Annotated in this window: 7 protein-coding genes and 1 pseudogene; 6 read left to right on the forward strand and 2 right to left on the reverse strand. The window is 61.2% G+C overall.

The window, feature by feature from the left end:
• Positions 1-4: 4 nt before the first annotated feature.
• The 4 genes and pseudogenes from WFR25_RS07480 to WFR25_RS07495 form a co-directional block, all read left to right on the forward strand.
• Positions 5-800 (forward strand): annotated as a pseudogene (locus WFR25_RS07480) (UdgX family uracil-DNA binding protein); the annotation flags it as partial.
• Between the two features lie 131 nt (positions 801-931).
• Positions 932-1,870, forward strand: coding sequence for a 5-dehydro-4-deoxyglucarate dehydratase (gene kdgD, locus WFR25_RS07485; protein WP_336969838.1), 939 nt, complete (start codon positions 932-934; stop codon positions 1,868-1,870).
• A gap of 42 nt (positions 1,871-1,912) precedes the next feature.
• Complete coding sequence (locus WFR25_RS07490) at positions 1,913-2,806, forward strand: LysR family transcriptional regulator (RefSeq protein ID WP_336969840.1); 894 nt, start codon at positions 1,913-1,915, stop codon at positions 2,804-2,806.
• Entirely contained in the window at positions 2,803-4,356 is a 1,554-nt protein-coding gene (locus WFR25_RS07495; protein ID WP_336969842.1) for a carboxylesterase/lipase family protein, read from the forward strand. Before WFR25_RS07490 ends, WFR25_RS07495 begins: the two co-directional genes overlap by 4 nt.
• Before the next feature lie 3 nt (positions 4,357-4,359).
• Here WFR25_RS07495 and WFR25_RS07500 read toward each other — a convergent pair whose 3' ends face one another.
• The gene (locus WFR25_RS07500; protein ID WP_336969843.1) at positions 4,360-6,192 is read right to left on the reverse strand and encodes a DUF8034 domain-containing protein; all 1,833 of its coding nucleotides are present in this window, start codon (positions 6,190-6,192) and stop codon (positions 4,360-4,362) included.
• Positions 6,192-7,532, reverse strand: a complete 1,341-nt coding sequence (locus tag WFR25_RS07505; protein WP_336969845.1) for an MFS transporter — start codon at positions 7,530-7,532, stop codon at positions 6,192-6,194. The genes WFR25_RS07500 and WFR25_RS07505 overlap by 1 nt, the downstream gene beginning before the upstream one ends.
• A gap of 288 nt (positions 7,533-7,820) precedes the next feature.
• Between WFR25_RS07505 and WFR25_RS07510 the strand changes: the two genes are divergently transcribed.
• Together WFR25_RS07510 and WFR25_RS07515 are read left to right on the forward strand one after the other, a co-directional pair.
• A complete protein-coding gene (locus WFR25_RS07510; RefSeq protein ID WP_336969847.1) occupies positions 7,821-10,625 on the forward strand; it encodes a TonB-dependent receptor in 2,805 nt (934 codons plus the stop codon).
• Between the two features lie 934 nt (positions 10,626-11,559).
• A complete protein-coding gene (locus tag WFR25_RS07515; RefSeq protein WP_336969849.1) occupies positions 11,560-12,429 on the forward strand; it encodes an OmpA family protein in 870 nt (289 codons plus the stop codon).
• Positions 12,430-12,482 lie beyond the last annotated feature (53 nt).

The raw sequence follows: 12,482 nt of genomic DNA on the forward strand, positions 1-12,482 counted from the left end.
CATCTACGCGGCTACCTTCAATCCCGCCCGCTTAAAGGTGAAGGTGATGCTGAAAGAAATGCCCCGCAAATATTGGGCGAATATGCCTGAAACAGCGTTGGTCAGTCAGTTGATTGCGGGCTTATGGCAGAGAGTTGGCTATGGTCGATCGGTCGCAGGATAAGACGGACCCCCCTATGAGTGTGCAGGCTTCGCCGCAACAACGATGGAGCATGCAGAAAGATGAGGCAAAACACTGCACTCGGTGCACTCTTTATCGATGTGCCACGCAGACGGTGTTTGGCGAAGGGCCAGTCAATGCGAAGCTGATGTTCGTAGGCGAACAGCCCGGCGATCAGGAGGATCTCGCGGAACGACCTTTTGTCGGTCCGGCTGGACAGATATTTGACCGGGCACTGGCCGACGCGGGCATCGATCGTGCACAGACTTACGTCACCAATGCGGTAAAGCATTTTAAATTCGAACAGCGGGGCAAGCGACGACTGCATGCGCGCCCAAATGCTGGCGAAATTCAGGCATGCCGCTGGTGGCTGGATCGGGAACGTGCTGTGGTTCGTCCAGCCCTGACCGTCGCGCTGGGCGCAACGGCGGCGCATTCGTTATTGGGGCGAGCAACGTCGATCGCGCCTCTGCGGGGAGCGCCCCAGACCGCGCTGGATGGCGGCGAAACCTGGGTAACTGTTCATCCCAGCTTTCTATTGCGTGTTCGCGCTGATCGGGAAACGGAATATGCGCGTTTCGTGCAGGATTTAACGACCATCGCTGCCCGGCTGGAAAAGATGGCAACGGCAGGTTCATAGTGGTGGGATCTAGCCAAGGCGCGCATTGATCATGCGCGCCTTTGGTTTGGACCCATCTGGCACGGCCAGCTATCTCCTTGCACGAACACAACGGGCGAGAACGTCCTTGCCCGGAGAGGAGACTATCCACCATGACTCACTTTAGCCCCCGCGACATGGCACAGCAGTTGGGCCAGGGGCTTCTGTCATTCCCCGTGACGCATTTCGATGCCGATGGCGCCTTTGAAGAGGCACCCTATCGCGCGCATTGCGCATGGATGCTGGAACATGAACTGACCGGCCTCTTCGCCGCTGGTGGGACCGGCGAGTTTTTCTCGCTCACCCCCAATGAGGTTGCCACTGTCGTTGCCGCAGCGGTCGCTGAAACGGCGGGCAAGATCCCTGTCATATCGGGCTGCGGCTATGGCACGGCGATCGCGGCCGGTATTGCGCGGGACGCGGAAAAGGCGGGCGCTGACGGCGTGCTGTTGCTGCCGCCCTATCTGATGAACAGCAAGCAGGAAGGCCTTGCCGCGCATATCGAGGCAGTCTGCCGCGCCACCGGTCTGGGCGTCATCGTCTATAACCGCGACAATGGCATCGTGGATGACGAAACGCTGGCACGGCTGTGTGAGCGTAATCCTAACCTCGTCGGCTTCAAGGATGGCGTGGGGGACATCGAACTGATGACCCGCATCTATGCCCGCATGGGCGATCGCTTGACCTATATCGGCGGATTGCCGACGGCGGAGACGTTCGCCACCCCCTATCTCACCATGGGTGTCACGACCTATTCATCGGCGATCTTCAATTTCATGCCTGCATGGGCGCTGGCCTTCTACAAGGCGGTGCGCGCAGGCGATCAGGCCTATGTGATGGAGCAGCTACGCCAGTTCGTGCTGCCCTATATCGCGCTGCGCAACAAGGGGCGCGGCTATGCCGTGTCGATCGTGAAGTCAGGCATGAAGATCATCGGCCGCGACGCAGGCCCGGTCCGTTCACCGCTCACTAACCTGTCGGCAGCCGAGGAAGCCGAACTGCGCGCGCTGATCGAAAAGGCATCGCCCGAGTTGCTGTCTGCCGCCGCGTAACGTGGAGAAGGTGACTTGGCCGGCGGGCACGGATAGTCTGGCATGATGTTTGAACTCAGCCAGCTTCGTTGCTTCGTCGCCGCCGCCGAAGAACTCCATTTCGGTCGCGCGGCCCAGCGCCTCAACATGACCCAGTCTCCACTCAGCCGCCAGATACAGTTGCTGGAGCGAATACTGGACGTGCAACTGCTGGAACGCACCAGCCGGCAGGTCAGTCTGACCCCGGCTGGCAGCGTCTTCCTGATCGAAGCGCGGCGGATCGTCCGGTTGGCCGACAGCGCCGCCCTGTCGGCGCGGCGCGTGGCGAAGGGCGACGCCGGGCGTGTCGCGATCGGCTTCACGGCGGTATCAGGTTATAATGTCGTGCCGCGCATCGTCGCGCAGGCCCGCGCCTCCCTGCCCAATATCGAACTGGAATTGCGTGAGATGGTGTCGAACGAACAAGTCGACGCCCTGCTGACCGGCCTCATCGACATCGGCTTCGTCCGTCCCCCGGTCGACCGGCACGAGTTCGAGACTAGCTGCGTGCTCAAGGAACCCCTGATCGTTGCTCTGCCCCCCGGTGATGCGCGCCAGTCGAAAGCTGCGCTGGCCCCCGCCGATTTCGACGGCCAGCCGCTCATCATGTATTCGCGTCAGGGTGCCAGCTATTTCCACAATATGCTGGTCAACCTGTTCGAGGAGGCACAGGTCGCCCCCCTCTATGTCCAGCATGTGACCCAGATTCATTCGATGCTGGGGCTGGTTCATGCGGGTCTGGCCGCTGCGATCGTGCCTGAAAGCGCGACCGGCCTGCACATGATGGACGTGCAGTTCCGGCGACTCATGACGCCGCAGGAGCGCCCCGTCGAGCTGCACATGGCCTGGCGGCGCGACAATCATAATCCGGCCCTACCAACGATGCGCCAGCTTTGCGCGGAAAGCACCGGCGGATGACAGGCGTCGACCGGCGCACGCTTCTCGCCGGGATGGCGATTGCGCCGCTGGCGACACGAGCCTCTGCGAAAATAGCCAGCCCGATTGCGCTCACCCGTTACGGCAGGGTGCGTGGTGCCATCGAGAAGAACGTCCTCGTCTTTCGCGGTATCCGTTATGGCGCGAACACCGCCCCGCGTCGCTTCCGTCGCGCCCTTCCGCCCAAACCTTGGTCCGGCATCACGGACGCCACACGCTATGGTGCCGCCGCCCCACAGACAAAGGCCAGCGAACCCACGAGCGAGGACTGCCTGTTCCTCAATGTCTGGACACCCGCGCTGGATGCAGGGAAGCGCCCGGTCATGGTCTATCTGCACGGCGGCGCGCATGCTCATGGGTCGGGCAGCGACCCGCTCTATGACGGCGGCAATCTGGTAAAGCGCGGCGATGTTGTCGTCGTGACACTCAACCATCGGCTGGCAGGGCTGGGCTACGCCTACCTGGCGGGACTGGGCGGCCCGGCGGAGTCGGGCAATGTCGGGAATCTCGACATCATATTGGCGCTTGAGTGGGTGCGCGACAACATCGCCAGCTTCGGCGGCGATCCGGGACGCGTCATGCTGTTCGGCCAGTCGGGTGGCGGGGCAAAGGTGGTGACGTTGATGGCCATGCCGGAAGCGCGTCCAATGTTTCACGCCGCCGCGACGATGAGCGGCCAGCATGTTACCGCCGCCGGACCGATGCACGCTACCACCCGTGCGCGCGCCTGGATGGCGAAGGCAGGAGCGCCCGATGTCGCCACTCTGCAACGCCTGCCGGTCGAACGGCTGGTCGACGCCATGGCGATGACCGACCCGCTGGAGGGCAGGGGCGAAATCAGTTTCGTTTCGACCCTCGATCATGGCGTGCTGCCGCGCCATCCTTTCATACCCGATGCCCCGCGCGAAGCGGCGCATATCCCCCTGATCGTCGGCAACACCCATGACGAAACCGCGCTCTGGATCGAAAAGACACTGCGCGCGGGCGACACGACATGGGACAACTTGCCCGAACGCTATGCGCTGGCAACGACCAAAGACCTCGCGCCCGATCATGTCATCCGCCGTTATCGCGAACTCTACCCCACCCGGACCCCCGGCCAGATATTGCTCGCCGCGACGACTGCCGGGCGGTCCTGGCCCGGCCATCTGATACAGGCGGAAGAGCGCGCAAAGATCGGCGCACCGACCTGGATGTATCAGCTCGATTTCCCTTGTCCCGAGGCTGGCGGTATTCTTGGCGCCTTCCACACGCTCGATATCCCGTTGGTGTTCGACAATGTCGATGCCCCCGGATCGCGCACGGGCGCCAGTTCCGACGCGCGACGGCTTGCCGGGCAGATGGCCGACGCCTTCATTGCGCTGGCCCGCACCGGCGATCCCAATGGCGGCACTCGTCCCCGCTGGCCGCACTATGATCTTGCCCGGCGATCAACGATGATCTTCGACCGCACCCTGCGGATAGAGGATGATCCGCGGCGGGAGGAGCGGCTGTTATTCGCGGTCGCGCCCTATATCAAACCGGGCGGCTGACCCTCATACCCGATCCCATGGGAAGTCCAGCGTCGGACGATTGGCATAGCGCGTCATGGCCAGCGTCAGTTGTGTGCCACAGCCTGGCTCCAGCCGGATAGTCACATCGCGACCGCCCGTGGCGATCCTCCGTCCGTCCAGCGTCACGCTGTCGACACGATGTTCGGCATAAGCGCCGCCCTGTACGGTCACGCTGCGCGCCTCACGCGGGTTGAGGTTGACCAGCATCACCTGCGTCGACCGACCGTCCATTGCCTGCACCAGTGCCGCCACATCCGCAGGCACACCGGCGCGGCGCGCCACCGGATCGAAATAGCGCAGGCGGCAATGCAGCGGCACGCCCCCCTGCGGCGGCGATGTTTTCGACCAGGGAGGACGGGCGATATGCAATCCGCCCGTCATCAACTGCACCAGGCTGGTAACGCTGGCGGGGTTGATGCCGATCGGCCAGTCCGCCAGCCGCGTCTGCGGCGTTGTCGTATCCGTTTCCCGCGTCTTCATCCGTTCGGCCACGCGCGCCAGATCGGCTGCCAGCGCCTGTTCGGGATAGGCGGGGTTGCGCCCCTCCAGATAATCCAGCCAAGGGTGCGCCCCCGCCGCCGCCCGATCGTCGGCGCGCTGCGACATATACCAGATCTCGAACCCGTTGCTGCGATAAGGGCCGGGCTTCCAACCATACCAGCTCTGCGCGCCATACATGGTCGGCGCGGACGATACGCCCTTCACGACCTGCATCTGCGCGTTGATCCGCGCATTCTGCCGTCGCCACAGGTCGATATAGCCAAGGTCGCCTGTCATCACGACTGCGCCCATGAAGGCGGTAATCGACCTCGGCACCCGGTTGCGATCCTCCCTCACGCCGGTCTGCGGCACAACTGGAGAAAAGCCCCAACCATAGACGCCCTTCCACCAATCCTCGCCAACAGTCCCGTCAGGCCGAACGTAACTGGGCAATATGTCGTCATTCTTTGTCGCCCGATCGACCCAGGCATCCAGATAGTCGAGTGCCCAGCGACGATAGCCCTCTCCACCACCTAGCGCATAGGCGTTGAGGCCCAGTGTCGTCGATTGCAGGTTCAGCGGATTATCGCCGACCACATCGCCATAGTCGGCATAATGATCCAGTGTCTCGCGATAGGTCGTCTCGCCATGCTCCATGTGGAAGGGGGCGGGATCGAACGGATCACCGACCCAGTCCAGCGGCGTGGCCTCACGCAGCATAGGCCCCTTGCTGCCGTTAAGCAGGCTCCGCATCATCCGCAGCTTTATATCGTAATTATGCACGGTCGGGTCGCGCCCGGTATAGAAATCGGCATAGCGGCGCGTTCGCTCCAGCAGCTTTGCATCGCGAGGCCGGGATAGCCCCATGACGTTGAAACTGGTCAGCCCTTCGGCATTATGCTGCCAATCCATCTGCACCGGGAATTCGCGATAATACATGCCTTCCCGCGCGATCGGGACATCGACCGTGCGTGCGGCGGTGAATTGTTTGAGATGCCCTTCCCAAAAGCGGCTGGCGAGCGTCGCGATCCGGTCGCTGCCACCCAGCGCGTGCAACAGGAACCAGTCATTGGTTGCTTCCGCCGCGTCATCCGGCCCGTCATTGGCGCCCCAGCGCTCAAACACCTTCAATCGATCGCTGTCATCCACATATTGGGCGTAGAAGGCCTCACAAGCCTCAGCATTCACATCGAGCAGACGCCGCTGCATCACCGCCCAGGTCGGGGCCGCCATCGGCTTTGCAACCACCAGTTGCGGGCGTGAACCTCGCGCCTGCGCGGGCACTGCAATTGCCGCGACACCTGTTGCCAGGAAACGCCGCCGATCGACCCGCATCAGGCGATCTCCAGCCGACGGATCGGCCCCACGATGACAAGGAAGGAAAAGATGGTGAGCAGGCAATGCGCGCCCACGAACACCAGCGCCAGGTCGAACGATCCGGTCATCGCCACGATATAGCCGACGACGATCGGCGTCACGATGCCAGCGACATTGCCGAACATGTTGAAGACGCCGCCTGATAGCCCGGCCAGCGATTTGGGGGCGACATCAGCCATAACTGCCCAGCCGAGCGAAGCTATGCCCTTGCCGAAGAAGGCGACCGCCATCAGCGTGACGACCAGCCATTCCGCCTCCACCCAGACGCAGGCAATGATCATCGTCGCCAGCAACATGCCCACCACCAGCGGCCCCTTGCGCGCCAGATCGAGATTGCCGGTGCGCTTCAATATCCGGTCGGAGGCAAAGCCGCCGATCAGTCCGCCCACAAAGCCGCACAATGCAGGCGCAGCCGCTGCGAACCCGGCCTCCATGATGTTAAGACCGCGTTCCTTCACCAGATAAATGGGGAACCATGTGACAAAGAAATAGGTCAGCACATTGATGCAATATTGGCCCAAATAGATGCCCAGCATCATGCGGTTGGCGAGCAACTGGCGAACATTGTGCCAGGTGAAGGTGGATGCCTTCGCCGCTTGTCCGACCCCATCCTCCATATGGATCAACCCGCCGCCCGTTTCGATATGCGCGAGTTCAGTCGCATTGATGGCCGGATGTTTGGCCGGACTGTGGATGAAGCGCACGAACATCGCGGTCGCAACCAGCCCCAGCGCGCCCATTACCCAAAAAACCGCCCGCCAGCCGAAATCATGGACCAGCCAGCCCATCAGCGGCGCGAAGGCAACCAGAGAGAAATATTGCGCGCTGTTAAAAATCGCCGAGGCCGTGCCGCGTTCCGCTCCGGGGAACCAGGCCGCGACCAGTCGCGCATTGCCGGGGAAGGAGGGGGCTTCCGCCACCCCAACCATGAAGCGCAGCGCGAACAGGGTTGCCACCACCGGCAGCCCGGCGATCAGCCCGACTGTGCCCTGCATAGCCGTGAAGATTGACCAGATCGCAATCGCGCCGGCATAGATGCGCTTGGTGCCGAACCGGTCGAGCAGCAGGCCGCCCGGTATCTGTCCCAGCACATAGGCCCAGGCGAAGGCCGACAGGATGAAACCCGTCTGTACCGGCGAAATGCCCAGCTCTCCCGCCGCCGCATTGCCAGCGATCGAGAATGTGGCCCGATCCGCATAGTTGATCGCGGTGATCAGAAAGATGAAAGCAATGATCTTATAGCGCACATAGGTTGGACGCTCGGCAGGCAAGGCGGCGGCAACGGTAGCTTGGGTCAATGGAAGGCTCTCCTTGTGGTCGCCACCCGTCTTACGAGGCGGTCGAAGCGCTGATCCGCACGCTAGCGTCACCATTCCGGCCGGTCCAAGTCCAAATAGGGCATGATCCAGCCATTTCTTGGCATGATTGAAAAGAGGCATCTATCATTAGTGCAAGCCGTGCATTGATCCATGCCGGATTGGGAATGGCGTCTTCATGACCGTCGGGGCTATCGACTGGGGACCGATCCGGCATTCAAGGCCGGGCAATGATAGCGCATCGCGCATCCTTAGGGGAGTGAGAAGGCCATGAACGCCACCCATCAGTTTAAGACGATTCTAAGCCTCTCGAGTGCGATCACCACGATCGCGCTCGCACCGCTCGGCCTGGCACAAACCGATGTTCCGGCTGCATCGCCACCTGCCACCGTTGCACAGGTTGACAACAGCGCGCCCGACATCGTCGTCACCGGCTTCCGCGCCAGCCTCAGCAGCGCGCTCAACGTCAAGCGCAATGAAACCGCGACGATCGATGCGATCAAGGCGGAAGACATCGCCGAATTCCCCGACCTCAATCTCGCCGAATCGCTTCAACGCATTCCCGGCGTCGCCATCAGTCGCGTCAACGGCGAAGGCCGCAACATCTCTGTTCGCGGCCTTGGCCCCGAATATACCCGTGTTCGCATCAACGGCATGGAAGCCATCGGCACCACCGGCGGCACGGACAATTCGGGCGGCGTCAATCGCGGCCGCGGTTTCGATTTCAATATCTTCTCGTCCGACCTGTTCAGCAACTTGTCGGTCCGCAAAACCGCGACCGCCGATGTCGAGGAAGGCTCGCTGGGCGGCGTCGTCGACCTCCAGACCGCCCGCCCGCTGGACTATCGCAAGCCGACCGCCGTTCTCTCGGCAGGCGTCAGCTATAACGATCTGCGCGAAAAGGCGACACCGCGCCTTTCGGGTCTGGTCGCCACGCAGACGAGCGACGGGCGCTTCGGGGTGTTGCTCTCGGTCGCATATGAGGAGCGTCGCCTGAAGGAAGAGGGCGCGAACATCACGCGCTGGACCTATGGCGGCTTCAACAACGGCTTTAACGCCGCCTCGACCCTGCCGGGCAAGACGATCGCCCAGATCAACGACCCCGATCCCGATACCGCATTGTTCCACCCGCGCATTCCGGGTCTGGTCAGCTACGACATCTCGCAAAAGCGCCTTGGCGCTGCCGGTTCGATCCAGTTCAAGCCGACCGACCGCACGATGATCGTGATCGACGGCCTCTATTCGCGGCTGGACGGCACCCGCAAGGAAGCCCAGCTCCAGGCGATCAGCTTCAGCCGCTCAGGCACCGGCAAGCCGCAGACTATCATCCGCGATGGCGTGGTGGACGGGAATAACAACATCATCAGTGGTCGGTTCGACAATGTCGATCTGCGTTCGCAGGCGCGTTACGATGTGCTGAAGACCGAATTTTATCAGATTGACGGCACGATCGACCAGGAAATCACCGACCGGCTGAAGGTCGGCGTGACGGCGGGCCATGCCAAGTCGGACTTCCGCAATCCAGTCCAGACGACCGTCACGATCGATGCGGTCAACACCGGCAATTTCCAATATGATTTCACAACCCGCTTCCCGAATATTTCGCCCGGCGTGGACGTCAGCAATCCGGCCAGCTTCGGCTTCATCAACGGCACATCCGAAGTCCGCATCCGGCCGCAGACCGTGACCAACGCCTTCACCACGGCCAAGGGCTTTGTCGAGTGGGAAGCCCATCCGATGGTGACGCTCAAGGTCGGAGCCGACTGGCGCAAATTTGAATATGACTCGACCGAGCGGCGGCGCCTGTCGGGCGAAACCGTGGTCGCGCCGCTGACGGCCGCGCAACTGGCCGGCATGACCACGCTCTTCTCCGGCTTTGGCAAGGGACTGAATGTCCCCACCGGAACGCCGACGGCCTGGGTCATCCCCAATCTCGACGCCTTCATCAGCCAGGGCAATATCCTGGGCAACCCGATCTATGCGACGGGGGGGATCGAGAACGCCACCGCGCGCGGCTCTTTCATCACTGTGAAGGAAGAGGATTTCGGAGCTTGGGGCATGGCCCGGTTCAACCTTGAGGATGCAGGCGTTCCCATTCGCGGCGACATTGGTGTGCGCTATGTGAAGACAGACCAGTTCTCGACCGGTTACGCCAGCCAGGGATCAGCGATCAATCTTGTCTCTGCTGACCGCAGCTACAAGCGCTGGCTGCCCTCGCTCAACCTTGTCGGCAACATCACCGACACCCTTCAGGTCCGGTTTGCTGCGGCCAAGACGCTGGCTCGCGCTGGCATCTCTTCCCTGACGCCCGGCGGCAACCTCAACGTATCAGGCGGCAATCGCAGCTTTTCAAGCGGCAACCCGGACCTGCGCCCGACATCGTCGAAGAATCTCGATGCGTCGATCGAATGGTATCCGGTGCAGGGCGCAATCTACGCCGTGTCCGCCTTCCGCAAGGATATCGGCACCTTCGTCCAGACATTGAGCCTTGGCCTTCCCTACAGCAGCCTTGGCCTGCCAGATTCGTTGCTGACCGGCACCACCGCCTCGCCCAGCGACATCTTCATCGTCAGCCAGCCTGTCAATTCGTCAGGCGGCATCCTCAAGGGGTTCGAGGTCAACATCCAGCAACCCTTGAGCTTTCTGCCGGGCTTCCTGTCGAACTTCGGCGTGCTGGCCAACTATACCTATGTCAAATCGAACATCGAATATCTGACTGCCGCCAATGGCAGTGCATCGGTGACAGCGCCGCTGGTCGGCCTGTCCAAACATGCCGCCAATGCCACCCTTTATTATGAGACGGAGAAATTCCAGATCCGCGGATCGCTGGCCTATCGCGACAAGTATCTGACCGCCGTGCCGGGGACTGAAGGGAACGCCTTTAACGGCACCAACAGCACCCTGAACGTCGATGCTCAGGTCAGCTACAATGTCACCGAAAAGCTGAAGCTCAGTCTGGAAGGCATCAATCTGACCGACGAGCAGAACGACCAGTTCGTTGACGAAACCAACCGCCTCAACGTGCTGACCCACAGCGGTCGCCAGTTCAACCTCGGAGTACGCTACGCCTTCTGACACCCTTCTGCGGCGTCGTGTTCTCCCTTGCCAGTTGCTCGCGTGAGCAACTGGCATTTTTCTTGCCGCTGCTGGCGAGGGGGTAGCTGTGGTGGCGCATGATCGCGGGCCATTACGCAGACGAATTTTCAGCGCCCATAGCAGATGTATGGCCGTGCGCGAGCTGCAAGCGCCTCAATCCCGTCCGCAGAGGATAAGTCGTTCTCTCGTGTCATGGCTGCGGTCGAACGCCTAAGGAGCCATGCGGCGAACGCGCTTCTATTTGCCGACCTAATCGCCGTCGTCGGCCCGCGATCCGATCCGGGAGAAGTCTATCGTTTTTTCAAAGAAGGCGGTACCCCAACGATAGCTGAATGTCTGCGGTGCTGGACCTCTACTTGGCCGATCCCTCGCTACCCCGGCCCCGCTTTATGAAGGGCAGCTATCGCCAAAGAGTTGCTCCGAAGCCGACTGTTCGGCAATCCCCAACCCGGTCATTTAAAAATGGCCCAAGGCTTGATGAAAGCAGATGCAAAGACGGCGACAAATGAATGTTTCAGAAGGATAAAAATCGACTGTCGAATTTATTCCTGTGAAATCAGATCAGCTCTTAGCGAAACAAATGATCATAAATTGAGACAATGCCCAAAAAATCTATTGGGCAACTTTACCAGATATGACCGTTCGTTTGTGCAGTACAGCCTGCATCGGTTCGTCGCACGACGCGCTCCAATTGTCTGCACAAGAGCCGGAGTGACCGGTCTGTTCATGTACTGGAAAGGTTGGTCTGAACAGGCAGAGCATCCATGGCGCTCCCCGCAGCGCCATGCGGCACATCTTACGAAGCTAAATGGAGAGGGTTCTGACAGCTGAATACGCCATCACGCGGACGGCAGTCGGACGAGAAGCTGCGGTCATGCAGGCCCGACTAGTCGAATTTTGAAGGAGGAGCGTGATGAATATCATTTCGAAAAGCCCAAAATATCTCTTAATGCTTGCCCTGCTTTCCGGAGCATCGTCGGGCAGCTTGGCTGCGCAGACGCAGGATCCGCCTGCGGCCGACGTCTCGGCGACCGCCTATTTGCCCCCGTCTGAGAAGACTGAAGGGCCGGAGATCGAGGGTATCATTTCCGCGCGCAGCGGCGACAGGATGCAGGTCACGGCCGCCGACGGCACCAAAACAATTATTGCCATCGACGATGCCACCCGGATCAGTGCCAGCAAGGGTTTTTTCGGCCTCAATCGCAACAAGCTGGCCGCAGCCTCGCTGCTCAACGGCGTGCCAGTTACCGTCAAGACGTTGCAATCAGGTGGGGGCCTGGTGGCGAGCCAGATCAAACTTAAGAACAAGGACCTCAAGACTGCATCAATGATCCAGGAAGGCACTGACCAGCGCTTTTCTGAACAGACTGCCGCAACAGAAGCTCTACGGGGTCGCATGGGCGATATCGACCAGTATAATGTCAAAAGCACGACGAACGTGAATTTCGACACTGGCAAGTCGGTATTGTCTGCTCAGGGGAAAGCCGATCTCTGCGCCGCGGCAACTGCAGCGCAGGGGATGGATAACGCCCTGCTGCTTGTTGTGGGGTACACCGATTCTACAGGAGGCCCCGACTTCAATCAGGAGCTCAGCGAAAAGCGGGCCGGTCGCGTCGTCAATTATCTTCAGCAGGCCTGCGGCTGGAAACCCTATCGCATGCTCACCCCCACCGGGATGTCTGAAGCAGACCCGTTGGCGGACAACAGCACGGTCGAAGGCAAGGCACAAAACCGCCGCGTTGCGGTGAATGTCCTGGTCAGCAAGGGCCTCGACGGCCTGTGAGACGTGCGGGGCGGGCCTTACCCGCCCCGGGTTTCGGTTCGGAAGCGCCAGTT

It is taken from the genome of Sphingobium aromaticiconvertens (genome assembly GCF_037154075.1).
Classification (GTDB): Bacteria; Pseudomonadota; Alphaproteobacteria; order Sphingomonadales; family Sphingomonadaceae; genus Sphingobium; species Sphingobium aromaticiconvertens.

Bases quoted from the DNA above. Each gene is read 5' to 3' on its own strand.
- WFR25_RS07490 (WP_336969840.1), top strand. From the start codon at position 1,913: ATGATGTTTGAACTCAGCCAGCTTCGTTGCTTCGTCGCCGCCGCCGAA.
- WFR25_RS07495 (WP_336969842.1), top strand. From the start codon at position 2,803: ATGACAGGCGTCGACCGGCGCACGCTTCTCGCCGGGATGGCGATTGCG.
- kdgD (WP_336969838.1), top strand. From the start codon at position 932: ATGACTCACTTTAGCCCCCGCGACATGGCACAGCAGTTGGGCCAGGGG.
- WFR25_RS07510 (WP_336969847.1), top strand. From the start codon at position 7,821: ATGAACGCCACCCATCAGTTTAAGACGATTCTAAGCCTCTCGAGTGCG.
- WFR25_RS07515 (WP_336969849.1), top strand. From the start codon at position 11,560: ATGAATATCATTTCGAAAAGCCCAAAATATCTCTTAATGCTTGCCCTG.
- WFR25_RS07500 (WP_336969843.1), bottom strand. From the start codon at position 6,192: ATGCGGGTCGATCGGCGGCGTTTCCTGGCAACAGGTGTCGCGGCAATT.